This is a genomic window from Pseudomonas sp. 18058 (assembly GCF_902706155.1).
In the GTDB taxonomy this organism is placed as follows: Bacteria; Pseudomonadota; Gammaproteobacteria; order Pseudomonadales; family Pseudomonadaceae; genus Aquipseudomonas; species Aquipseudomonas rustica.
In genome coordinates, this window is sequence record NZ_CACSJY010000004.1 from 1 (window position 1) to 23,956 (window position 23,956).

The 23,956-nt window shown below is 50.6% G+C and carries 22 protein-coding genes and 6 pseudogenes; 14 read left to right on the forward strand and 14 right to left on the reverse strand.

The window, feature by feature from the left end; genetic code table 11:
* Positions 1–241: 241 nt before the first annotated feature.
* Positions 242–499: a DUF1652 domain-containing protein gene (locus tag GVL50_RS03160; RefSeq protein ID WP_159811712.1), complete on the reverse strand. Its 258-nt coding sequence runs from the start codon at positions 497–499 to the stop codon at positions 242–244.
* A gap of 226 nt (positions 500–725) precedes the next feature.
* Positions 726–929, reverse strand: a complete 204-nt coding sequence (locus GVL50_RS03165; RefSeq protein WP_159811713.1) for a hypothetical protein — start codon at positions 927–929, stop codon at positions 726–728.
* A 653-nt stretch (positions 930–1,582) separates the two neighbouring features.
* Between GVL50_RS03165 and GVL50_RS03170 the strand changes: the two genes are divergently transcribed.
* Together GVL50_RS03170 and GVL50_RS03175 are read left to right on the forward strand one after the other, a co-directional pair.
* Entirely contained in the window at positions 1,583–1,831 is a 249-nt protein-coding gene (locus tag GVL50_RS03170; RefSeq protein ID WP_159811714.1) for a DUF6555 family protein, read from the forward strand.
* Between the two features lie 2 nt (positions 1,832–1,833).
* Positions 1,834–2,070: a hypothetical protein gene (locus tag GVL50_RS03175; RefSeq protein ID WP_159811715.1), complete on the forward strand. Its 237-nt coding sequence runs from the start codon at positions 1,834–1,836 to the stop codon at positions 2,068–2,070.
* A gap of 256 nt (positions 2,071–2,326) precedes the next feature.
* Here the strand turns inward: GVL50_RS03175 and GVL50_RS28890 are convergent.
* The 4 genes and pseudogenes from GVL50_RS28890 to GVL50_RS03190 form a co-directional block, all read right to left on the reverse strand.
* A pseudogene (locus GVL50_RS28890) lies at positions 2,327–2,638 on the reverse strand (hypothetical protein); the annotation flags it as partial.
* 534 nt (positions 2,639–3,172) lie between these two features.
* A pseudogene (locus GVL50_RS29255) lies at positions 3,173–3,307 on the reverse strand (DUF3618 domain-containing protein); the annotation flags it as partial.
* Positions 3,304–3,732, reverse strand: coding sequence for a phage holin family protein (locus GVL50_RS03185; protein ID WP_159811717.1), 429 nt, complete (start codon positions 3,730–3,732; stop codon positions 3,304–3,306). The pseudogene GVL50_RS29255 and the gene GVL50_RS03185, both read right to left, overlap by 4 nt.
* Positions 3,732–4,379, reverse strand: coding sequence for a hypothetical protein (locus GVL50_RS03190; protein ID WP_159811718.1), 648 nt, complete (start codon positions 4,377–4,379; stop codon positions 3,732–3,734). The genes GVL50_RS03185 and GVL50_RS03190 overlap by 1 nt, the downstream gene beginning before the upstream one ends.
* A gap of 853 nt (positions 4,380–5,232) precedes the next feature.
* Here GVL50_RS03190 and GVL50_RS03195 point away from each other — a divergent pair.
* From GVL50_RS03195 to GVL50_RS03205, 3 genes and pseudogenes are all read left to right on the forward strand, one after another.
* The gene (locus tag GVL50_RS03195; protein WP_159811719.1) at positions 5,233–5,520 is read left to right on the forward strand and encodes a hypothetical protein; all 288 of its coding nucleotides are present in this window, start codon (positions 5,233–5,235) and stop codon (positions 5,518–5,520) included.
* Positions 5,521–5,798: 278 nt separating this feature from the next.
* A pseudogene (locus tag GVL50_RS03200) lies at positions 5,799–7,130 on the forward strand (SDR family oxidoreductase).
* A 125-nt stretch (positions 7,131–7,255) separates the two neighbouring features.
* Positions 7,256–8,040: pseudogene (locus GVL50_RS03205) on the forward strand (OBAP family protein).
* A gap of 159 nt (positions 8,041–8,199) precedes the next feature.
* Here GVL50_RS03205 and GVL50_RS28895 read toward each other — a convergent pair.
* Entirely contained in the window at positions 8,200–8,877 is a 678-nt protein-coding gene (locus tag GVL50_RS28895) for a VOC family protein (RefSeq protein ID WP_256671814.1), read from the reverse strand.
* 111 nt (positions 8,878–8,988) lie between these two features.
* Here GVL50_RS28895 and GVL50_RS03215 point away from each other — a divergent pair, with 111 nt between their 5' ends.
* Positions 8,989–10,377, forward strand: a complete 1,389-nt coding sequence (locus tag GVL50_RS03215; protein ID WP_159811720.1) for an ATPase domain-containing protein — start codon at positions 8,989–8,991, stop codon at positions 10,375–10,377.
* A gap of 83 nt (positions 10,378–10,460) precedes the next feature.
* Complete coding sequence (locus tag GVL50_RS03220) at positions 10,461–10,820, forward strand: response regulator (protein ID WP_159811721.1); 360 nt, start codon at positions 10,461–10,463, stop codon at positions 10,818–10,820.
* 399 nt (positions 10,821–11,219) lie between these two features.
* Here the strand turns inward: GVL50_RS03220 and GVL50_RS03225 are convergent, their stop codons facing one another.
* Complete coding sequence (locus GVL50_RS03225) at positions 11,220–11,396, reverse strand: DUF3606 domain-containing protein (protein WP_159811722.1); 177 nt, start codon at positions 11,394–11,396, stop codon at positions 11,220–11,222.
* A 339-nt stretch (positions 11,397–11,735) separates the two neighbouring features.
* Positions 11,736–12,461, reverse strand: a complete 726-nt coding sequence (locus GVL50_RS03230; RefSeq protein WP_159811723.1) for a hypothetical protein — start codon at positions 12,459–12,461, stop codon at positions 11,736–11,738.
* Between the two features lie 257 nt (positions 12,462–12,718).
* Here GVL50_RS03230 and GVL50_RS03235 point away from each other — a divergent pair, with 257 nt between their 5' ends.
* The 4 genes and pseudogenes from GVL50_RS03235 to GVL50_RS03250 form a co-directional block, all read left to right on the forward strand.
* Positions 12,719–13,570, forward strand: a complete 852-nt coding sequence (locus GVL50_RS03235) for an STAS domain-containing protein (protein WP_159811724.1) — start codon at positions 12,719–12,721, stop codon at positions 13,568–13,570.
* A gap of 2 nt (positions 13,571–13,572) precedes the next feature.
* The gene (locus GVL50_RS03240) at positions 13,573–13,935 is read left to right on the forward strand and encodes an STAS domain-containing protein (protein ID WP_159811725.1); all 363 of its coding nucleotides are present in this window, start codon (positions 13,573–13,575) and stop codon (positions 13,933–13,935) included.
* A complete protein-coding gene (locus tag GVL50_RS03245; protein WP_159811726.1) occupies positions 13,932–14,336 on the forward strand; it encodes an anti-sigma regulatory factor in 405 nt (134 codons plus the stop codon). The genes GVL50_RS03240 and GVL50_RS03245 overlap by 4 nt, the downstream gene beginning before the upstream one ends.
* Positions 14,337–14,339: 3 nt before the next feature.
* Positions 14,340–14,961, forward strand: a pseudogene (locus tag GVL50_RS03250) (response regulator); the annotation flags it as partial.
* Between the two features lie 1,159 nt (positions 14,962–16,120).
* Here GVL50_RS03250 and GVL50_RS28900 read toward each other — a convergent pair.
* The 3 genes and pseudogenes from GVL50_RS28900 to GVL50_RS03265 form a co-directional block, all read right to left on the reverse strand.
* Positions 16,121–16,379, reverse strand: a pseudogene (locus tag GVL50_RS28900) (response regulator); the annotation flags it as partial.
* Between the two features lie 127 nt (positions 16,380–16,506).
* Positions 16,507–16,737, reverse strand: coding sequence for a hypothetical protein (locus GVL50_RS03260; RefSeq protein WP_159811834.1), 231 nt, complete (start codon positions 16,735–16,737; stop codon positions 16,507–16,509).
* Between the two features lie 455 nt (positions 16,738–17,192).
* On the reverse strand, positions 17,193–17,891 hold the full coding sequence (locus GVL50_RS03265; protein ID WP_159811727.1) for a glycosyltransferase family 2 protein: 699 nt from the start codon (positions 17,889–17,891) through the stop codon (positions 17,193–17,195).
* A 717-nt stretch (positions 17,892–18,608) separates the two neighbouring features.
* On the opposite strand from GVL50_RS03265, the gene GVL50_RS03275 reads away from it, so the two are divergent.
* The 3 genes from GVL50_RS03275 to GVL50_RS03285 all read left to right on the forward strand — a co-directional run bounded on the left by GVL50_RS03275 (position 18,609) and on the right by GVL50_RS03285 (position 20,528).
* A complete protein-coding gene (locus tag GVL50_RS03275; RefSeq protein ID WP_159811728.1) occupies positions 18,609–18,827 on the forward strand; it encodes a hypothetical protein in 219 nt (72 codons plus the stop codon).
* An 838-nt stretch (positions 18,828–19,665) separates the two neighbouring features.
* The gene (locus GVL50_RS03280) at positions 19,666–19,848 is read left to right on the forward strand and encodes a hypothetical protein (protein WP_159811729.1); all 183 of its coding nucleotides are present in this window, start codon (positions 19,666–19,668) and stop codon (positions 19,846–19,848) included.
* Between the two features lie 245 nt (positions 19,849–20,093).
* Positions 20,094–20,528 carry an NUDIX domain-containing protein gene (locus GVL50_RS03285; protein ID WP_306109857.1) on the forward strand — a complete coding sequence of 145 codons (435 nt, stop codon included), beginning with the start codon at positions 20,094–20,096 and terminating at the stop codon, positions 20,526–20,528.
* 20 nt (positions 20,529–20,548) lie between these two features.
* Here the strand turns inward: GVL50_RS03285 and GVL50_RS03290 are convergent, their stop codons facing one another.
* Both GVL50_RS03290 and GVL50_RS03295 read right to left on the reverse strand, forming a co-directional pair.
* Positions 20,549–21,187, reverse strand: a complete 639-nt coding sequence (locus GVL50_RS03290; RefSeq protein ID WP_159811730.1) for a cyclodeaminase/cyclohydrolase family protein — start codon at positions 21,185–21,187, stop codon at positions 20,549–20,551.
* A gap of 303 nt (positions 21,188–21,490) precedes the next feature.
* Positions 21,491–23,893 carry a membrane-bound PQQ-dependent dehydrogenase, glucose/quinate/shikimate family gene (locus tag GVL50_RS03295; protein ID WP_159811731.1) on the reverse strand — a complete coding sequence of 801 codons (2,403 nt, stop codon included), beginning with the start codon at positions 23,891–23,893 and terminating at the stop codon, positions 21,491–21,493.
* Between the last annotated feature and the right edge of the window lie 63 nt (positions 23,894–23,956).

The following is a 23,956-nucleotide window of genomic DNA, read 5'->3' on the forward strand; positions in this document are numbered from 1 at the left end:
CAACATTTCCATGCTGATCACCCTGTATTCTCCTGCTCGAAAAGTGAGCAGAAGCAGTTGAACACCTGGGTCAGTTTTCAGTCGGCAGAACAGCCTTTACTGGGTCAGTTTTCGGTCAGCGGCAACAGCCTTGGTCATTGGATAGTCTTATCATAGCGATTACAACACTCCTACAACCTGCCCACCCCATATGGAGATCGTGAATCAGGTAGGCAGCTAGTGATCGGGGCGTGGCCCCGTTTCATTTGGCGTCAACCGCCTCTTGGTGGAGGCGATGGATTCCCTCCATCTCACTTTTCAGTTCGGCGATCAGATTTGCTATCGCGCGGCTCGTGGTCAATTTCGCCGAAGCGATGCCCGTGACAAGCAGTTCTATTCTGCCCATAACTGGTTCGAATATTCGAATCTGGAGAGATCGGTCAGGGTTTAGGGTGCAAATGCATGCTGAAGGTAGGAACCCACCTTCGATTATGTGGCGCAGTTCAAGCGCGGAAATCATTTATCACCGAAAGCCGTTTTAATTGGTTTTTGACAAATGATGATAATAGTCAAGCATGCTAACGAGACAATTTACTTCCCACTCTGCTTTTTGTGCACTTAAAAGGAAGGAAGAACATGCTTACTTATAATCATTAATCGATTCACCGACAAACGCGCTAGAAAATCACATTTAATAAACATGACATTAAAATCTATAGCGGCAATCCAAAAACTAATTAATGACTTTAATTTTCAGGCTTCATCGCTTCCGCCCGTTCGGCGAGCTTGGCCAGTTCGTCACATGCTTTAAAATAAGTCAAGTCGGCAAGCTGCAGCAAAGACTTTGCCTCTTCCTCATTAATGATCTGTCGCGACAAGTTATTGCGAGCCACCCTAGCGGCCTTCACTGCACTTAAATATGGTTGCAGATCAGAAAGTTGAATTGACATTCATTTCCTCGTCTACCTGAATAACCTAAGCGTTCTGTATGAGCAAATAATCAACTTAAGAATTTTTATCAGGGCCCGATTATCGAACAATCGAACGGGCAGTTTATATCAAAGATTCACGCACTTGACTTCAACCCTTAGCAAGGTACGTGCAAAATTGAGAAGAGGCTCACATATTAACGTGGCTATGATGAAGATGCCCGGGACTGAACTGACATGCATCCGTTACGAAACGCGAAAGGAGAACGAGTTGATCTTCACGGCTCTCGTTCAGCACACGAGGGTGACGTGTTTGAGTGGAGGACTATGGTCTACCAATACCCATACAGTTCGTCGCGAGTCGGAACGAGTCTGAACTAGTATCGTATACAGCCCCCCGCGAGCATGACGAACCGCGTCAACAGTTCAGTAGCGTGTAGCAATTGGCTGATCGTCGAATTTTACGCATTGCCGGAATGCTTCTTACTCGTTCCGCTCGTTCAGTAGCCGATTGTGTGCACACATGCACGACACCTCCCCTTCTGAAATCGGGGTTCGAGTGGTCTGATCCGTTGCTGGAAAACAGTTCATCCACGAACATATAACTGTTAGAAAACAGTTTAAATTTTTTTTGCAGCGCGACTCATTACGTTAATGAGCCAAAGGAGGAACTCATGGGTAATGTTGATATTTTCGTCATTGAGTACAAGCTTCACGGGATACCGAAGTCATTCATCATTCGTGCTAAATCAATGCGCAATGCGGAGGCTTGGCATTGGGCCAGCTGTGACGCCGGCATCGCTCCGATTCCTAAACCAGGTAGACCTCCGTTAAAGGTAGTGTCGAAACCGCAAGCGGAACGGTTCGGCGTAACAGAAGTGAAATGGCGCGAAACAGCAGCCGTGGTCTGGACGGAGGGGTAGTCATGGTTATCCAGGAGCCAGGTTTCCATTGCGCTGACGAGGATGACGAGGCAGCGCGGATAAAAAGCCTATTTTTCGAGGCTGATCGACTCGATGATATTGCCCATCGGCTCTTCGATGAAAGTCAAAAAGACAATGGCACCTGGATTCAATTCATCGAAGCCAAAGCACAGGCTGATGCTAAACGTACGCAGGCATATCAATCATGGATCAAAATGTGTCGGCGACGGGGACGGTAATACTGGAATCAACAAAAAGGTATAAACTTTTGAAGAAAACTAGTGGAAATATTACTTCGAGAAAACCATAGCGCATCCTCAGACCGTGACAGCACCTGACGAGCAACATTTCCTAGCACCTTACATTGTCCATATTACTACGGAGAAGTACGAACAACGAATCAGTTTCCTAATCTGGCTCTGCCGACTTCCGAGTCGCATGCTAATTGAGAAGCTTTTTGGTAGGAGTTGCGAAACCGGGTGTTGCTGAAAGAAATTACATGGCGGTAGGAATGTCTTTAACCAAGTTTTTCTGGTAATCGAAAGTGTTAGTGAACTGGATAGCCACCGACCAAATACCGACTATTAGCCAGAACACAGCGAAGATGTATGGCGTTCGCACAGAAAATAGCAGCGCTTTGCGATATCCCTTGTGCGATGCCTCGCGCTTGCAGAACAGTGACGTTTCATCATATGCCCTGCCCATGATGGGCTCACTGCGCAAAAGCTCGCTCTGCTTGAAGTACCAATGATCAATTATGTCATAAGCCGATCGAATGCCAGGCCAAGCATTCATCGAACTCATTACTTTATCCACCAAACCTGCGCTGGTGTGGCCTATGTAGCGCTGTTCTGAAGTGGTTGCCGGTAACGCGGCACCGATTAAAGCTCCCAATGCGATGCCCGCCGCTGCTACAACCAATGGCTGCTCCTGTAGTAGCTGTTTAAACTGCTGACCCACAACCTGGGTGCGGCGGTTCAAACGATCTCCAGCATCATGCAGTGTATGGCTAAAATTCTCACTAGCAGCGCTTACGTTATCACCAAGTTGTCCCGCTTTTTCTTTAAGCGACTGGTAGCCCTCCTTTAACGAGTCAGTCGTCTGATGAAGGCTGTCGCGCGCGCTATCCAAGCCGTCTGCGATACCTTCTCCCCATTCACCCTTTTTGTCATCGACGTCAGTGCGATAAACAGGTTGAGGTACTGGTGGGCGGTTCTGACTCATCATCATCCAGAGCAATCCTATCGATGTCAGCACAACGGGTACCGGATTGTTCCGGACGCTGGTACCGAGATTGCCGATAAAAGCCGAACCGTTGTTTTGCATCAATCCCCACGCCTGATCAATAATTTGGCCGGGAGTAAATTTACTTTCGAGCTTATCGACAATGTTGCCAATACTCGCGCGTTGTGCGTCGATTTCCCGCTCAATCTGCTCAGGACTTTTTTCAGACTCCATCTCTAGCTCGCTTTTCATGACACTTTCCTCCGCAGTGCTTCCTGATCTTTGTTCAAAGCGTCCAGCGTCCGGTCGGGTTTAAAGTGAGAGGGCTCGAATTGTTTTTTACCAGACTGCAGCATCGCGAAGCCGATGATCATTACAACGACACCGACGATAAGCGCCGCAAGCCACGGAGCCATAAAAAGGCTCAGTCCATAGACTGCTGATAACAGCAGGATTATAAAGCCCGCCAAGAATACAATGGCCCCTCCCGCCACCGCCGCGATACCGGCCTTCAAAGTAGTGAGGCTGGATTGAAGTTCTGCCTTTGCCAATGCCAGTTCCTTGGTGAATAAAGCAGGCACTTCCCTAGACAGCTGCTTCAGTAGGCCAACAACAGATGCATCTTCCTGATGAGGAAGTGGTCGGGCTTCGGGCAGGTCTGAATTGTCTCTGTCCATTACATTTCTCCTTTTTGGCTTGAGGAATCGGACGACGGAGCTAGCACGTCGCTCGCTGGATTAGAAGATTGAACTGAGGATGAAGGGGTGCTGCCCGTCGCGAGGCCCGGACTTGCGCTGGCGGTGGGAGAAATTGAGGTTTCGTTGGGGCGATTCGCACCGAAGGCCAGTTCAGATCGCGCTGCTGGATTATCTGTTCCACTAATGGAAGTAGGCGTAATGGCCGTTGACACCCCTGCTTTAAGAAATCGGGATAATCCGAAACCAAGCGCAATGCTGCCCGCAATGAAAAGAGCGGGATTACTTCGCATTAATTCCGCACCGTCATGCAGAAGCTGCTCAGCACTCTTGCCTCGCAAATTTTCCGCTAATCCAGCCATCGACTCTGCGACATCCGTCAAGTAATGCGAAACCCCAACGACATCCTTATCCTCCAGCTCGGAAACAAAGGATTTTGCTCCTTCAGCAAACGCTCCGATCTGATCGGCGGCAGTGTCACGGTACTGCCCAAACTGAGCATCAGCTTGCTCCCTGGCACCTCCCAACACGTCCGACACGTTCTCCTTGAGGTGCTCATAATCTTGTTCTGATGCGGGCGGATCCTGTTTACTACCGTGATTTCCTGTTGTGTTGTCTGCTGTGTTCATGACGTACCCTCGCCTTCCTAATGAAAGTTAGTTGCGGGGCGTGCCGAATTAAACAGCCTACCCTCCCTCAGAGGACGGAGCATCGGTGGGGTAGTTCCAAGAAAATGATGAGTGCACTTCAAGACGTGATGACCTAACGACTATTAAACACAATGAAATCAAATGCACATCACGCGGGAAGGAACCACTAGTGGTTAATTTTCAGAATTTCCCCTACACCAGCTATACCGCTGAAGCGATTTGCGCACCGAGAGATAGAATTAAAACACGCTTTTTCAATAGCCAAACGTTCTATCGAGTTTATAAATCGACTGCTATACATCTATGCTTGTCTGCTTGCGTGGCATTTCGTCATTTATTAACTAATTGCAAATATCCAGGCCTGCGGCTCGAATGGAATTAACAAGACAGAAAGGATTATGTGATGAAGTATTTATGAGCTGCCCAATTTGCGATCACCAGGGGGCGCAAATCGCGACAATCGGCTGTTTTCAAGATCTTCATTGCCCAGAGTGCGGACGCTGTCGGCTATCGTCTATTCTCTTAAGCTGCATGACTTTGCAAGGCTTAAGATTCGACATTGATCAAACTCGCGCATGGATTACAGAAAGACGAAAGTTTGATCCCCTACCAAGCATAAAAATGGACATGACATTCAAAATCGGAGCGGCGCTTAAACCATTTCATAACTACCCATAAAACCAACACACTTATAGGTTATTGTTCAGGGCGCTCGCGCCAGCTATACTTCGGTTAAACTTTATTCGTAATTGTAGCTATAAATAAACGCAGGAAGCGGATAATGGTAAGGGCGTACGGGATGATTATTTTGTATTTTCGAGAAGGAGAAGATATGACCTTTGATCAGGTACTTTTCCAATACAACAAAGGTATCAAGCAGGGATACAGTGGCATCAACAATACATTTGATCTTTTTAACGCTCCCGGCTCTCTAGGGATTTACGCCCCCGACATAGCTGATTTGTCATACCCTTCTATGATCGAGCTTACTTTTCCAAACGGTAGTGAAAGCAATTTTATTTTTAGCGTTGATAGTCAACCGGTTGGAATGTTGCGTGATAAAGACTGGGTTTGGTTCTCTGTTAAGCCGTTAAGATTTTATCATCAACCTATACAGTGAAGAGAGTAAAGTCGGAGAGAGTCTGCCAATTTACCAGGATGCAAAGAGTTAAACAGAGGCGTCCTTTTTAACGGTCAGTTTCATTTTTCTTATAACTAGAGAACCATTAGTTTCTCAATGGAGTTTAATTTTTAGCCCACTACTCATCATGCAAAAATTAATTTTATAAAGATAGGATTGGTTTTGCTTCGGATCATACCGGACTGCTCGTCATTTTGATGGAACGCTAGGTGGTGCCAGTCCTCTATTGCTACACCAGCGAAACCGAGGATAAAACCATGATCGACCCTTCGAGCGGTATGAAGCCAGGTATACGCTAAGTCGTTGAAAGCCTTGAGCGTACTCGACACTTCCCTGGATTTTTTCTCGACGGCAAATACTACCTCGGCCCAGAGTTGATGACGGCCATCGGCTGGCTAGAGGGCACGCGTTTTTTTTATGATGAACTTGATATTTACGGAGATCCTATTTTTCCAGAGAGTCTCGCAGGCACGATAGAAAACCTGACGTTAACCCTGGCAGACGGTGCTCGTTTGCAACTGAACGAAATCGAGTTTCACTCAAAGAAAGATTCGTTCGCAGACGAGTCCAGTTTGTCTGCAGCGATTGCTCCCCGGAAGTCGTTTAACGCGTTGAACGATAAGTTGGTGGTCATCACCGGTGCTTCCAGTGGGATAGGCCGAGCAGCGGCGCACGAGTTTGCTATTGAAGGTGCCAGGCTGGTTTTAGCGGCTCGAGACTATAAAGCACTAAGCGATGTAGTTGGGGAACGCGTGGAACGTGGTGCGTCGGCAATGGCTGTGCCAACGGATGTCACGAACAGCGACCAAATGCGCGCTTTGGCAAAAAAAGCCGCTTCCTATGGCGATGGAAGAATAGACATATGGATTAACAATGCCGGCGTGGGTGCAGTCGGCAGCTTCGAGGAAACACCCCTTGAAGCGCACGAACAGGTACTGCAAACAGATCTTCTGGGATATTTGCGTGGAGCATACGTAGCTTGGCCGTATTTCAAATCGCAGAAAAGCGGCATATTAATCAATATGTTGTCGTTAGGTAGCTGGGTTGCCCAACCCTACGCTGCAGCCTACTCAGCTAGGAAATATGGTCTCCGTGGATTGAGTGAAGCTCTTCGTGGGGAGCTTCACCGATCTCCCGACATACATGTATGCGATATCTATCCAGCCGTTATGGATACCCCAGGCTTTCGTGATGGTGGAAATTTCACCGGCCATGCTCTAAAGCCGCCTCCGCCAGTGTATGACCCTCGCCTTGTCGCAGCTGCCATGGTTCGCTGCGCGTTACGTCCAAAACAAAGCGTGACAGTTGGCAGAGCCTCGACGTTGGCTCGGATAGCCCATTTCCTGATACCTGGTTTTCCACACATTTCTGGCTGGCTTACTCGTTTAGCTTTGCAACACCGCCCTCAAGCTCATTCATCTGCGGGAAATTTATACTCCCCTTCAAACGAGCAACGTCGTATCGAGGGTGGCTGGCGCGCCCCCACGAACCATTCCCCGATAGTCATTGCGATCGGCGCACTTGTATTGGGTGGCGTACTGCTTGCACTAAAACGTAGAAAGAACTCGCTTGGCAAAAAAAGGCTGTAATTAATGAATGCGCCTCCCTCGGCGGTTGTTCGGGCCGAGGGAGGCGCATTCCGGAACGTCCGAAATTCGCTGCTTTTTCGCTGTAGGGTTGCTTTTGCCCTATCAAAGGCAGCATGGAGAATACTATGGAACGCTACGTTTATGATGCGACAGGCCTTAACGCATTCAGACCTCTACATTTCACAGCGCTACTCACTTTATTGACGGCTCTTTCCGGGTGCGCAGGGAACAACACGGACTCAAAAGTGAGGGCGCCGGGCACCGCTGAAAACCCTTCCACTCAAACCTTAGATGCAGGGGCCGCCCTGCTTCAATCACGCCCCCCAGTGGACGCCTTGAATGCCTATCTTGACGGCTTCCATTTCTACAATGGCCACATCGATGCTCAGATGGAGGCACATCATTATTGCGCCATTCTTAATGAGGAAGTGATTCAGTGCGTTATTTATGACGGCAATCGCAAGGATGCGAAGCTGATGGGGGTTGAGTACATCATCAGCGAGCAGTTATTTGCTACTCTGCCTGAACCTGAGAAAGCGCTTTGGCATAGTCACGTTCAAGAAGTTAAGTCGGGACAATTAGTCGCTCCCGGCATTCCGCAGATTGCTGAACATGCATTGATGCAAAAGCTGATCCACACATACGGAAAAACCTGGCATACGTGGCACACAGACCTCAATAAAAACCTCCCACTAGGTGTTCCTCAGCTAATGATGGGTTTCACAGCTGAAGGCCAGGTCGATCCAAAGCTGGTGGCCGAAAGAGACCTTCGACTGGGGTCGATAGCGCTGAAAGAAGGAAGACGCGAGCTGATATTCCTTCTCCGGCCATAGCGCCAGGAGCGGATGCTTGGAGCAAGGGAAATGTCATTCAGATTTTGGATCCAACGAATACACCGCACACGCACTGAATTATCTCCAAGCCATACACGCCAGCTTCTATCACACGCTTTGTGCTAAAGCCTGTGATGTGGGTTTCGCAAACCAAATAGAGACTGCCTCCATGCATTTGGCTCTGAACGCCCTTAAAATCTAGCGGTTTATACCGATTGCTTTATGCGCAGCTGATTTCAACCCTTGCAAAAGAAAGCGATCTTATTTCCGACGGGGTCGCGTAAATACGCGACGTAGAAGTCATCTGTATAAGCTTCACGTATTCCTGGCCTGCCTTCATCCGTCCCGCCGCAAGCGATGCCTGCGGCATAGATTTCATCCACCAGTTTGCGTGATTTCGTCCGAAAAGCAGGCATCATTCCATTACCTGCTGATGCAGGGCGACCATCGAAGGGACTGGCGATATGTACGCTTCCGGGGCCATTGCATTTGTCAGCGGTGCTAGGAAGCGAAAAGCAGAAATGTCCCTCCGCTAACTCGTTCTGATAACCCAGTGGCGAAAGGACAGCTTCGTAGAAGCGCGCTGATAAGTTTACATCGGAGGCTCCTATGAATAGATAGCTAAGCATTAGCATCCCCTCCTGATTGGTATTTATGCTGGATTTCTCCACATAAGGATGACATCGGGTGCGCTCCAAAATATCCGTATCGTTTACCTGAAAATCTGGATTTCGGTCGTTCCTATCCTCTCTCTGCCAAATTTCCGCCCCCAATAATGGGCAGTTAGGCGATAAGATCCTGATACTCGCTAGCTGATTCCGAAAGCAATCGGCAACGCCCGGTTGTTGAAGTAAACTTGGGGCATTCCGAAATCTCCAGGACGCTTGCTGTCCGGTAACGGTATGGACAGTCATGCAGTACTCACGTTGCGACATAACCGAGCGCGGCGGATACTGCTGATAGACGCTTTCTAGGAAGGCTCGCCTAATCTTTAGACCTGATGAACATCAGCAGAGGGATTCGATTTGAATCAGCTTAAACGCCTTGAAAGTGGAATCAAGGGGCTCGATACCCTGCTGAAGGGGGGGTTGATTGCGGGTGCGTCTTATATCATTCAAGGACGACCCGGCTCGGGCAAGACCATCTTGGCCAACCAGATTGGTTTTAACCACATCGCGCAGGAAGGTCGCGTCTTATTTGCGACACTGCTAGCGGAGCCACATGACAGACTTTTTGAGTTTTTGTCCACGTTGAGCTTCTACGATAAAGCTCAGGTAAATCAGAACATCCAGTTCGTCAGTGCTTTTGACACCTTGGAAAATGATGGCCTGGACGCGGTAGTGAAACTTTTACGAAGAGAAATTAGCCGTCAAAAATCGAGCCTTCTTATATTGGATGGACTGCTAAACGCTCGAACGAAGGCAGAATCACCGCTGGATACCAAGCAATTCATTTCAGAACTACAAGGGCATGCAGCCTTTGCTGGATGCACCGTACTGTTCCTGACTAGTTCACAACTTGATGATGGAAGCCCGGAGCATACGATGGTTGACGGGGTCATCGAGATGGGTGAAGAGTCAATAAAATCGAAGACCGTTAGAAAAATCCGACTTCGCAAAACCAGGGGGAGTGCAGCGATTTCCGGGGGGCATGAATTTGAGATTAATGAAAATGGCATTTCCATCTATCCAAGGATAGAAAGCGTCCTTACAAGATCCGCGCTCATGGACAGCGATCACTTCACGACCGTTAGTAGCGGCATTTCGACACTTGATGCGCAGATTGGCGGTGGTTTGTTGTCGTCGTCTGTCACCTTGATTATGGGCCCGTCCGGCGCAGGCAAGACTTCGTTCGGCGCGCAATTTCTAACTGGGTGCACGCCTGAGCACCCTGGTCTTTTCTTCGGATTTCACGAATCACCTCAAAGAATGCGCTTCAAGGCACAAGCGCTTGGTTTTAGCTTCCAAGCTTTGGAAAAAACTGGAGCCTTACACCTCGTATGGAACCCCGCATCAACAGGCCTGATCGACCGTCTGGCTTATGAGCTTCTTGAGATTGTTGAGCGAAAGCATATTAAGCGCGTTTTCATCGATGATTTAGTAGCCATGGCAAGGGTCGCCTATGACCAGAGTCGGGTGCACGGAATTTTTTCTGCGCTTATGGCAGAACTGCGTGCGCGAGGAGTAACCGTTATTGCTGCATGGGAAATTCAACGACTGCTGAATGATCAGTCGGTTGGCTCTGCGCCGGAGCTTTCCGGGGTCATGGATAACCTTCTGTTGATCCAATTTGGGCAGCATGAGACTGAACTTCAACGTCAGCTCTCGATTCTCAAGATTAGAGACTGCGCTTACGACCCTTCCCGACTTGAGATCGTAATGAGCGACACCGGGATCGTCTTGAAAAAGGTCTGAACAATGCGAATGGCAATGAGACGGCGACCAGGGTATGCCCAACGCGTACGGTGCGTGGCGTTCACTTGGGAAGAAAGAAAATAATGACCACAATTCTAATAATTGACGACGAGTATCTCATCGCGGACATCTTGAGCTTCGCTTTGGAGGATGAGGGGTTCCTAACGGTTACGGCCGGGAGTGCTTTGAGAGCTCTTGAAATCCTCGAAAGAGAACGGCCAGATCTCATTATTACTGACTACATGATGCCCGGGATGACAGGGTTGGAATTTGCTGAAGCGGTCAAAGCTCAAGATAAATTTCAAACAATTCCCTTGATGCTGATGAGCGGCGCTCAGGCACATCTAGGTAGACAGAGAGCTGACCTTTTCGTAGACGTTTTTTCAAAGCCATTCGAGATTGATGTAGTCATCGCAAGCGTTAAAGCCCTCCTTACTGCCTGATGGCGCTATTTTCCTTCTCTGAAACAAAAAATAATGGTCGGTTTTCTGCGAGACCAAGAACGAGTCCGAAACGAATCTGGCGACGACCCATCAACGGTACGATTCAAAAATCGCTTAAATTTCCGCTCATTCCATCGTGTGACGGGCGCCCGGCTCGTATGCTTTCTCAAAAGTTGATTTTGAACCCAAGCATGGCGTCGTAGCCTGACTGTCGCCATGGCCCCTCTAGCGATACCCCGCCGAAGCGGTAAACGTCGTGCGCCGATCCGCCTGATAATCCACCCCGACATTCACCTCGCCCCACGAGCCCTGAATGCCCGACTCGAACGGAATGTGACCCGTTTCTGAGACAGCCCCCGTCTGTGGCTGCCCTTGACTCCTGCCACAGGCGCGTCGTTCTCATTTCCCTAAATGCTTTTTAACGTCCTCAGCTTGCACTCCTACCTGGTTTACTGCGTCTTTGAGCTGCTGTTCAGTTACGCCGAATTTTTTCGCCCAATCTCGCAGCTCGTGCGGCTGATTAACGTTAATCTTGTCGCGATCCGATTTTCCGGTTTTGCTTAGGTCATCAGGCATGTTGCTGTCCTCTGCGTCTGTTGAACATAATGGCTGGCCTTCTATAAGCCATGTTCGCTTCAGCTAAGCAGAGCATTTCGCTTCGTCAATTTTCATGTTCACAGCTAGAAATGCCCATGCATTCATTGTCCGCCACAATCTCTCAGGTTTATGGCACGTATCGGCTATATGTCTGTTATTCCGCTCTATTCACTACGTACAAAAACGCAGCTGGTTAGCCTGAATCACTCAAACGTCTACCTTCTCCCCAATCCAAAGCGTCGTGCTTCAAAATGTTATGCGCAGATTGGCTAAAATTCTTCAACTCAAATCCTGTGAGAGCGTCAGTGCAACACGCTTTCAACGCTGAACCGGGGGGAAAGTCCGCGTCAAGAAACCTTTGCCGGCGCAATTTTGACAATCATCGCGATCGCCAAATCGCTCGAGGCAGGTGGGACAAATGCAGAAGACTGCTGATTCAATGTGAGGTCGAACTCTTTGAAAAACTCGTAAATCACGTGCTTCCTGAGCGATTTGGTCGTCATCTATAAAGAGTCGGTATGTATCACCGTCAGACAGAGGATGGTGCGTCACCCCTTCGATCATCCGCTCAGTTTCAATCAATCGGTATTTTCTACCTGACAATTGCAAAATCAGCCCGGTGATCGTTCCGATTTTTTGAGTAAGACACATAGTCAGACGAGCACCTTCCGAGTCGGTGTAGACCTTACCGTCGTACGAAAATGACGCCCCTCTCGGCGCATCACTTGCATAATTGAAAATTGAACGTCTAATTGTTCCTAGCAATTTTCCGTTGTCGAGCTGTACGACGTTGTAAGTCGACGCACCTCGGTAGTGGTCTGGAGAATGCTGAAGCTCTTCCACCGCATGCCAATAAGCGGCATCAGCCATTTCCTTCAAGTCGAATCGCTCGAGCGGATTTATCAGTCCTTCCCTCAGCAGTGTCGCTGCCATTTCAAGGAGGGTTTCCCGATGACCCTCGGGGTTTTGCATTCGAAAGTCATTATCAGCAATGGTTGTGTGCCATCGCTGCAGCCTGATCGATTTAGCCATTTCGAAATTCATGAGTAAGAGCTCGCTACGAGGCACTGTATATAAACACAGTAATCTAGCGTCATCTCGAAGGCGAGAAACCTTCGACGAAATGCTTGCACCGCAATGCCCGAGTATTAATGCTGGTTGAACTGATGCTTGAAAAATCAAAAGCTAGGAGCAAGGTAAAGATTTAAAATCTCACCTTACTGAAAAAAACTTTGAATGCCGACCTCATTTTCCACACACCGATCGCTCGGCCCCCCATTTCGCTACGGAGCAATAGTCACATGGCAGCACTGCAGAACAGCACACTCGATGCGATGAAAAACAAGCAAACACAACTGCTGAGCGAATGGATCAACGGCCTGCAAGCCAGCGGTGCCACGCGCAATTTGAAAGACCATGACGTGCAGCAACAAACCAGTGAGTTCCTGCAACTGGTGGTCAACGGCCTCGATAACGACAACGGCACCAACGTCAACACGCCGGGTTGGGAAGCCACCCGCCAGTTCCTCGAAAAGCTGTCGCACAGCCGCGCCCTGCTCGGCCAGGATTCGCAGCAAACCGCCAGCTTCATTTTCTCCCTCAAAGGCCCGCTGTTTAACCTGCTGCAAGCTCACTACAAAGAACAACCGGCGCTGCTCGCCCAACAACTCTGGGAAGTCTCCGAGCTGCTCGACGCCTTCGGCATGCACACCATCCGCACGTTCCAGAAATCCCGTGAAGCGGTGATCAAGCGTCAGCAGGAAGAATTGCTGGAGCTGTCGACCCCGGTGGTTAAACTGTGGGACGGCGTGTTGGCACTGCCGATGATCGGCACCCTCGACTCCCAGCGCACGCAGGTGGTGATGGAATCGCTGCTGCAACGCATCGTCGACACCGGCTCGGAAATCGCCATTATCGACATCACCGGCGTGCCAACCGTCGACACCCTGGTTGCGCAACACCTGCTGAAAACCGTGACGGCGATTCGCCTGATGGGTGCCGACTGCATCATTAGCGGCGTGCGTCCGCAAATCGCGCAAACCATCGTGCACCTTGGCCTCGACCTGCAAGGCGTGGTGACCAAAGCCAATCTGGCCGATGCGCTGAAGCTGGCACTGACCCGTTTGGGTACCACCTTCGTCAAGACGGCTTAAGCATGGAACGTATACCGATTCTTCAGATGGGCGACTTTCTGCTGGTGACGATTCAGGTCGACATGCACGACCAACTCGCCCTCACCCTGCAGGACGATTTGTCCGAGCGCATCAGCAAAACCTCGGCGCGCGGGGTGTTAATCGATATCTCGGCACTGGACATGGTCGACTCGTTCATCGGCCGGATGATCGGCACGATTTCCGGGCTGTCGAAAATCATGGACGCCGAAACCGTGCTGGTCGGCATGCAGCCAGCGGTCGCGATTACCCTGGTTGAACTCGGCATGACTTTGCCAGGCGTCAGTACCGCTTTGAACGTCGAGCGCGGAATGAAACTGTTGCAGGAACGAGTTTTGCAGCAATGACCGTGCGCAGTAGCGGTACTCAACCGATCCATATCGAGCAAGACGTGGTACTCGCGCGTCAGACCGCGCGCAAGCTCGCCACCGACTGCGGCATGCGCCTGATCGACCTGACCAAAATGGTTACGGCCGTCAGCGAGCTGGCGCGCAACACCATGGTGTACGGTGGCGGTGGCGACATGGACTGGCAAATACTCGATGAGGATCACAAGGTCGGTCTGCGTCTGACGTTTCGCGATGAAGGCCCAGGCATCGCCGATATCAAACTGGCGATGACCGACGGCTGGACATCCGGCAGCGGAATGGGTCTGGGTCTGACTGGCGCAAAACGGCTGGTCGAAGAGTTTGAACTGGACACCGAGCCTGGCAAAGGCACTCGAATAACGATCACCCGATGGACATGAGTACTGCGTGATGACGGCACCGGCATTGAACACAGTGTGATCGACAAAGTTTTCGACCCATTTTTCACCACCAAACCGCTCGGCCAAGGTACCGGCCTCGGCTTATCAATGATTTACGGTTTCGCCCGACACTCAGGTGGTGGTGCTCACATCCGCAGCGTTGCTCGACGTGGCACCGAAGTGATGATCATGTTGCCAGCCACCTGTGAACCTAAGCACGTCGACAATGTTGCGCCGATTGTCGATCCGCAAGGGGCTGGTGAACACTTACTTATCGTCGAGGACATGTCTTCGGTGCGGATGTTTGTCGCCGAAGTACTTCAGGACGCCGGTTATCGCTGCACTCTAGCCTCGGATATCAAAACGGCTCTGGATCAACTGGAAAACGATTCCACAATCGATTTGCTGCTCACGGACGTTGGCTTACCTAACATGAGCGGACGCGACTTGGCGGATGTGGCGCGCGGCTGGCTTCCACGTTTACCCATACTTTTCATGACTGGATATGCTGAAACAGCAACCAATCGTCAAGCGTTTCTCGGCGCCGGAATGGGAGATGATTACTAAAGCATTCCAGATCAGTGAGTTGCTAGCCCAAGTTCGCAACATAATCGATTCGCATTGAAGCGTACCTTGCAGTGGCGCAACAATAGCTAATCAATGGCAAACTGAAAATAAATAGTCGGCGCACAGCAACCGGATTGCGACATTCAACCAATATGAGGGAAGAGCCTTAAATGTCTAGGGTTTTCCTGCCTCGATATCATCGTGCTGCGCTCTCGTCAACGTTTCTTATAAACGAATTTTTAACCGACAAAACAACGAAACTCTCTTGCAAAACGGACATTAAAAATCTTAATGTTATAAAGGCATAAGCACAGTTTGTTTTACTTCGACTTAGCTGACCTTCTCCTTTCGTTGCCGACTACACTTGGCAAGCAATCACGGAGAAACAGCATGAAATGTTTAATTTGTAATTCTGATGCGCACATCCAAGTAAAATCAAGCAAATGGGTCGAAACGTACTGCAATGGCGGATGCGGTAATTTCCGAATATCAACCAATTTGGCAGAGCGCCTTTACTCAATAAAAAAGGGATTCAATATTTCAAACACCCGAGCTTGGTTGGGACATGCGCGGTTGGAAAATACGGTTCCGCAAATATCAAGCTATGATTTTAGCGTATCATTACTCGAAAAAGTCAACCCCGAAAGCTAAACTCAAGCGGGAGAGTTACGCACAAGCAAAAGTGTCGCCAATAAAGTTTGCAATGGCAACAACAGTAACTACCGCCGTTACACAAGCCTCTTCAGATCGTTCCGTTAGGTATTCCGAAAATAAAATCCTAATATTAAATAACAAAGTAAATCTGCATTCACTAGTTGACACGAAGAACAGCGGGCATCTTGGACGTGAATCGCCTTCGGACAGGGGGAGTCCGAATGCATATTGGTAGGAAGTACTCGTTTAAAAACTATCAAGCCATCGATCATTTCCACGGCTCACTATGTCCCGAATTTCGCCGAGAATCGCCGCGTGCCAAGAGACCGACCAGAGCGCCGTGATTCTGGTTGGATCTGAGCAATTATCTAGCATGACGCAGGACGTCAAGGAATTTGAAAAACGATCTTCACACGCCCCAACCCACTGAATATCAATGAAGAGCAAGTCGCCTACCAGGAATGACATGACCAAATTGCTCTCCGTTGTGCCCCGAATCCATCTGAGCGTCCCGGAGTATTTCGACGGAGTCATCGATTTAGCGCTGCTGATCGTCTGAGCCGTTAGATCTTGGGAGTCCAGACGCAAATCAGTGAAAAAAGCCGGTCAAGATCAATCGGTTTGGCTAAATAATGGTTCGCGCCAGCGGCTAAACACCGATCATTATTATCCTTCATGGCTTTGGCAGTCACAGCGATACTGGACAATCTACGGAGCGCAGGATTTTCCCGAATCCGCGCGGTCGTAACCGTCCATTGCCGGCACCATGATATCCATCAAGACAGGGTTAATATTTTCAATGGCGTTCAGTTTTTCAATCGCTTTCATTGCAAGGAGCCCCGCACAAATCATCCGAATGGTTCAAGCCGGATTGAGCAATAGGCAATGTGCGAAACCAGGGCCCGGATTTGATCGAATCGACCCATTCCAATCAAAGCGGTAAGTCGGTTTAGACAGAAGCAAGCGATTTCAGCCGCTCTTCAAGCGCATGATCAAAAACGATGTAGAGCCGTTCGGCGGCACCAGCTCTCAGCCCACCGGCGACCTCCATGCCCAAAACGAACCCATCCGCCCTCGCCCCGGCCTTTACCGCAACGATCATCGAATCAGCGCGCATAATCTGCACGAGGAGTCGGTCTGCCTCCCGCTTCATCTTTTCATTAAGTACTACATCGTGCATCGCTACGACCTTCAACGCGACATCCAATACATGAAAGATAAAACAATGGTCACCCATACCAAGGTCACCAGAAAAGATAGGCCTGCGAGTCGCTTGTTCATAGAACCTTATCATTTTGATGAATGGCGAATCATGAGTGCCGCGTAGATCAGAGGCAAGAGCAAACGGGCCTGCACCTGAACATTTTGGGTTAATGAATGTTAGACATCATTCACCAGTCTTCCAAGCGATGCTGCCGCGATTACTGAAGGCTTTTCGACGGACGTGCCAAGCCGCTGCTGCACGGTGGGCGGTGGTTCCCTTCCTCATCAAATTCATTGCCGGGCCGCTGGTCGACGTTCCAAATGCTTGCTCTCAACCGATTCTATCGGTGATGGCTGACGCTTCATAAAAGAGCCGGCTCATAGGGATGTAATTGATGTACTCCAAATTGAATCTCCTTGACGTACTGGGTATCAAAGAGAGATACCCGCGCTGACTTGCGAATTAAGTGCAGGTAATCCTAGTGAAGCACCAAGATTGGCCAAATACTCGCCAAAACCACCCTGACATTTGTAGTTTCTACGCGCGCTGGTAATCACTGGATTGGTTGCCGTCCACACGATATGCGCGCCGATCCTTTCAAGGTCTGCGACTAAATGGACATCCTCGTGAGCAGTCAGATGCTGAAACCCGCCAGCATTGCGATAGGCTTCGGCACTGATACCGAGATTAGCGCCGTGGATATGCCGATGGTTCTCTATGAACTGGTAAAGCTCCATGTACTTTGCGCGAACCAGATCACCGTGTTCATTCCAGCTGTCCACCTCAACCGTCCCACAAACTGCATCGGCATGGAACTCAATCTGCTTCACCAACCAATCGTGCGGAACGACAGTGTCCGCGTCGGTGAAGGCAAGCCACTTCGCGGCTGCGGTTAGCAAGTGATCGGCGCCAACAGCTCTCGATTGGCCCACGTTCTGATAACACACCTCGATTGCGCTTATATCGAAAGCTGAAACGATCTGATCCGTCTGGTCGGAGCAATCGTCTAGAACAACGACTATCGAGACCGGCTGGCCCAAAGCAGGATGCTCGGCAGCCACTAAAACGGAGGCAAGGCATGCACCAATTTGGCGTTCTTCATTATGGGCAGGTATCACAACACCGATCATAAACGCGGCCTCCCAGCCACCAGAGTTACAAGCTCTCGTGGTCGACACTCCTCCTCCACAATAAGTTTAAAAAATAGCGTGGGTGTATAAACGCAGACCGCTAGTCATCTGCACCTATTTCTCTCTGAACTTACTTTACTCGAGACTCATCTCCCACTGACATCCAGCGAAAATTTTGGGGGTAGGACGTCATGAGAGCACTCACGTATCACGGCGCGCACAGCGTTAAAGTCGATACCGTTCCTGATCCAGTCATCGAGGATATTGACGACATCATTTTACGAATCACCGCGACGGCGATTTAGGTGAAGTTCACAGCCCCAGGGACGTCGCTGCTTTTATCAGTGTGAGGGATGTTGTCGCGTTAATGCGCAACTGCGTTGAAGCCGAGATGAGCGGGTTCAACGTTGTTCATGGTGTCTCGGACAACAGATACAAGCGACTTGCTATCAAAAAAACCAAGCGGGTCGTTGGATATGCCCCGCGTGACGATGGATTTGGGATTCTGGAAGGACACGCAAAAACCGATTGAATTCGAGCATCTTCAAGCTCACTTTGTACCGCTGGCCGGGCTCACAGCCAGCGAGTCACTGGCTGATTCTTCTCAATTCAACCGAAGAGCTCTCTTATCCCGACTCGTCAGAAGTCTCCTCCTAAGAAGCGGACTCGGCAGCCAGGATGAGTCGGTCTCCTATCTCACACTCAAGGACGATACTTATGCCTGAATGCTTTGAAGCAAAAATCGCTACGGCCGATGCTCTAACGTTGCTGCTGCACAATCAACACGCGATATGTGCAGCCATCGAAGAGATGACTAAATGGATTTCTGATAGCGGAGCGAGGGATGCCGTTGCCAACGCAATTGCAGCCATGGAAACTCTAGACAAAAACGCCCAAGGCATTACGGATGCCATCATGCAGTTACGTCGCTCATAGGCATCGTCTTCAGTTCGTCCGTCGCTTAAGACCCGCCTACCTATGGTCTTCTGGGAACTTGCTCGCTGCGCTCAATGGACGCATTATGATTTAACCGATGTAGGTCGATAAGGAAGCGCCATGTCAGTCTTCAGGGTGATCGCCAGTCTCGGATTTGCGGTAATGATCTCAACCGCCGCTTACTCTGCTCAGTTTGTAGGACAACAGATCGCGTATTTGCACCAGAAGCTCTCCCCCCCTAGCCATGAGCTCAGTCTCCTGACCGATTGGCCTAACACAGATACTTCTCTACCAAAGCTTGAAGATCAGCTTGGGGGTCGAGCTCAGAAGACGTCACCGGTAACACTGTCTGAAATTCCCTCAGAGGAAGCGCTGCTGCACCCTTCACGATAATTTCACATTTTCGGGTGTACGGTTGTGTCACTCCTTTAGTGTTTACCGACCCGCACCCCATCGCGGGTCTTTTTTTGCCCTCAAAAAATGGTCGGTGTAAAGAAGCCTCTGCATCGCGTGCGCAGCGCGATCTTCCAGTGAGCAAGGCTTTTGTCCAGAAACCTACCTTCGCAAGTCGGGCTATCGGAGCTTGTCACGCAAGATCCTACGGGTCGTCCTCCACCGGCTAATACACGTGCTCTCTACCCGCCCAAGCCTGGCGCCGCGCCGCTTTCTCGCCTGTATTCATTTTCGTAGAGCGCCCTCCTGCTCCCTCGTTGGGTAAATTTCCGCTGTATTGTTAACCAGCGAATTCCATTCGATATCCCCAAATAATTTGAATCGCCACCGCATCTCAAGGTCACCTAAATAGAGATTACAGACGACAAAGCAATGGGAGAGATTTATGAGCCTTGCAATGACCATCGTCAGCATGATTGCCGCTTGGACGGCGATAGCAATTTCCATGTTGTGGGGAGTACTGCGCATCGCCCGCCGGCATCATCCTCTTGCTCAGCGCAATGCTGTCGCTCAAGCGCGTTATAAGCGCTTACCCAAGCACCAAGCGCTACCGTTTCGCACCGCCTAAAACGATACCTCTTAACGGGCCTCAACGGGCCCGCGCAATGACATTTTGAAATGTGACGCGAATTGTGACGAAGAGGCATCCAACAACCCCTGAAGGTCGCTGTTATGCAGTCAAAGGAACCCAATGGCGACCTTCGAATCCTTCGCTTAATGAGGACGTGCGGCACAACTTCGTAGTCGAACGCATGCAGCTCGTCGTGGAATTGACCCAAATACAGCGGCATATCTGATGGTCTGGACAGTTGAGTGGAACCATTGAACTTTGTCGCTACTGCAATCACCACTCTCAAAGGAGGTGTGGAGATCATGAGCGGCTCAAAAGAATTACATGGCACCGTCATCTGCCAATTCGCAGAGAAAATCCTGTTCGTCCGTAAGGAGAACCCTGAATGGTCACTTCCCGGTGGAAAGGTTGAAGCGAACGAACTACCTGTCGAAGGCGCTCGTCGAGAACTGAAGGAGGAGACGGGCTTAGAGCTCAAGGACGCCGAATTTCTGGGGCATCATGTTTTTGATCGAGAAGAACATCACCTTTATCGACTAACTGTCCGAGATGCTGACCAACCGCGTCCAGGCGCAGAAATCGTCGAGTGCCGGTGGTTCACTCACGCTGAGTTGAAATCTGTATCGGTGAAGCCCCACAACGTTGAGCTACTGAAATTACACGGGCTATTTTCATAAGGAAGCTGGAGTAATCTCCTTCATTCTCCAGGGGCGTCATGCCCCAGAGAGCCAAGCTCGACGGAGTCGGACACAGCGGCCATAGTCGATATGCTCCGTAGACGTGCCAGTAATTCATCGGCCTGTGACTGTAATTCGGCACGGGTTCGCGTCAGCTCCTCTGTGTGGGTAGAAGGAGTAAAGTTGGCGGCATCAGTTTCAACGTTTATGAGAAGCGCAGAAAGGCTTGCGTGCATCATTAAAGCAGAGGAGACCACGTCGCACTGCAGTGTTCTCTTTACTTTTGATATAGCGCTTTGCGCAAGCGCGATACCCTCATAGCACGACCGGGCAGCGGCTAATGAACCTAAGGTTATGTCAAGTGCATACTGCCGACTGGGACGAGAAGATCCTGCCGCAGCGTTCTCAGTAAAGGCACCGAAAGTTCGCATGTCATTGTCGGCATGCGCTTTCATCACATCAAGCAACCGCTCTACTTCGGCGGCAATACCTAGCGCAGTATTTCCCACTTCCTGATCGCAGGATTTGCGAATCGCCATTTGCAGAAGCGCTAGCGCCAAACTCGCTGTGACGCATGCGGTGGCACCGCAGCTTGGTACAGCAGCCACTGAGGCGACTTGTTCGCAAAACGAATCAAGAGTGCATGACCATAGGCTCATTTAGTAATCCTCAGCGATTATACTGTGCAGCTAGACGAGTGTTCTCAGGAGTATTGAGGTTTGAGTCGCTGCAACATTGGTTCGGATCCTGGTCTTGTACCGCCGGGTCGGCCAACTGAACCTCGGTCGTGCGATAGCCGGCCGGTGCACACAGGCTTGCGAAGCCAGCCAAAAACCAGGTTAGATTGTTATGGTGAGAGCGCTTCATCATTATTCACTCGCGGAGTTAGGCGAAGCGCTACAGGGATACTGCTCATCGTCTTTACCCAAATGAACGTTCAAGTCGACGGCGGATGTTTTTGCTCATGGTGCCTCTCTTTTTGGTAACGCAAACGCCTCCACGTAATCGCCTGACCTAGTCTGCAAACCACCGTGACCCCCAGCGGCAATTACGACGTATTGTCTGCCGTCCTTACCAAGGTATGTCATTGGCGTTGCCTGCCCTCCCGCTGGCAGCCTAGTCTTCCAGAGTTCTTTGCCGTTCCGCGCATCAAATGCGCGCAGATAGTCGTCCGCAGTTGCTCCCATAAATATGAGCCCGGATCGAGTAGTGACAGTGCCGCCGATATTGAAGATCCCTGTTGGAAAAGGCAGGTTGACGTGCAGCCCCATCGGCCCCATGTCACGGGTTGTGCCTACATCGTGTTTCCAGACGATGGAACGAGTGCGCAGATCGATTGCTGCGAGTTGCCCCCACGGGGGAGCTTTGCAAGGTGCGCCCAATAACCCAAGCCACGGATCGACCTTGACCACATAAGGCGTGCCGTATTGAGGATTGATGGCGAATTTTTTGGGCCTTGGAGGCTGTCCTTTGCCATCCCATGGCTCGACCAGACCTTTTTTCTCCGCATCAGACCGTTCCAGAGTCTGTGCAACAAAAGGGATGTAGCTCAGGTTCGCATATAAGCGTTTGCGCTCAGGATCGACTGATGCTCCATGCCAGTCAATGACGCCATCGAATGCTGGATACACCAACGTTTTCTTATCTAAGACGAACGGCGTAAACGCGCCTTTGTAATCTAGCCTGCGAAACTCTATTCGGCATAGCATCTGGTCGATGGGAGTTACCCCCCAAGTATCCTTCTCCTCTATTTGAGGTGGTGCAAAGGAAGGCATGCCCACTGAGTAAGGTTGCGTTGCCGACACAGGTTCACCAGGCAAGCCGCCTTGAGGGGCGGGCTTCTCCGAAACCCGGGCAACAGGCTCCCCAGTTTCGCGATTAAGGACAAACAATTCGCCGCGTTTAGTGGTTTGCACCAGAGCGGGAACTTTTTTGCCGTTAGTATCCTGCAGATCTACCAGGGTCGGGCCAATGGGCACATCCATGTCCCAAAGGTCATGGTGCAAGGTTTGGAAAGACCACCGGGGTGCACCTGTTTCGATATCGAGCGCAACCACGGAACTTGAATATTTCTCATCGAATGGCCGGCGTTTAGCACCGTAGTAATCCGGCACTGCGTTGCCAGTCGGCAGATAAACCAAGCCGCGCTCAACGTCGGCGGTGTATACACCCCAGGCATTTGGGGTGCCAGGAGTGAAATTCTCATCGGGCGCGGGGTGGCTGACAACACTTTCGGAACGCCCCACATCCCATGCCCAGGCGATTTGACCTGTAATCGGATCAAAGGCACGCACCGCGCCCGAGGGCTCGTTGGTTTTCTGACCGTCATATATCCACCCGCCAAGGATCACTCGATCACGGACGACCAATGGCGGCGACGTTACGAAATGAAAACCTTTTGGCACATCACCCAAATGCTGCCTCAAAGAAACGAAGCCCTGATCTCCAAAGTTCGCACAGGGCTTGCCCGTGTTTGCATCCAGCGCGACCAAGCGGGCATCGGCCACGGGAGAAATGATTCGTTGCGAGCATTCAGTACCTGCCGGGGCCTCGTAGTAAGCCACACCACGACAGGCTAGATAAGCGTTGTTCCCTGTTTCTGGTCTGGGATCGAAACGCCAGCGTTCAACACCCGATACGGCATCCAGCGCGATAACCTGGCTGTGCGGCGTACAGATGTAAAGTGTATCGCCCACCTTGATGGGAGTGACCTCGAAATTGAATTCGTAACCATCTTTGTTTTCTTCGGGTCGCGCAACATCACCCGTTCGGTATTCCCAGGCAGGTTGAAGTTGGTCGACGTTTTGCCGATCGATCTGCGTGAGCGGAGACCAACGCTCACCGCGAGGCGTGCGGCCGTAGTAACGCCAGTCAGTGTCGGCATCTTCGCGTGACGATGAAGGCTGCGTCACTGCGGTTTGAGCCTGATCTGGCAAATTTTTTGGATAGGGATGCGCCAAGAAAAGCAGACCAACGAGCAGCACTCCAACCAGAGGGAAAATCACGTTGCCTGCAGATGAGATGCTCTTACCTGGATGCAGCCGCCGACGAATGCGAGGAAGCAGCAAGTAGAGACCCAGCAAGGTCGGAACGAGAAGCCTTGGCTCCAGGGCCCAAGCATCCAGGCCGCTTTCCCATAAGGCCCAGACAACCGTCCCCAACCAGGCCAGATTGTAAACCCAGAGCGACCACCGACGTCCCCTGATCAAACCGAGACCAGTTATCAGTAAAGCTAACCCTGCCAGCAAGTAATAGGGCGACCCGTGCAGCACCATCAGCCAGATACCGCCGCCAAACAGGACTAATCCAACGAGCGCCACCAGCGCGCCGGTAAACACAGGGGTACTGCGATGGAAAAGATTCATCTGACCTCCACAGGCTTTTTGAAACCCAGATCATGACCAAGGGAGTCTGTATGCATTACTCCG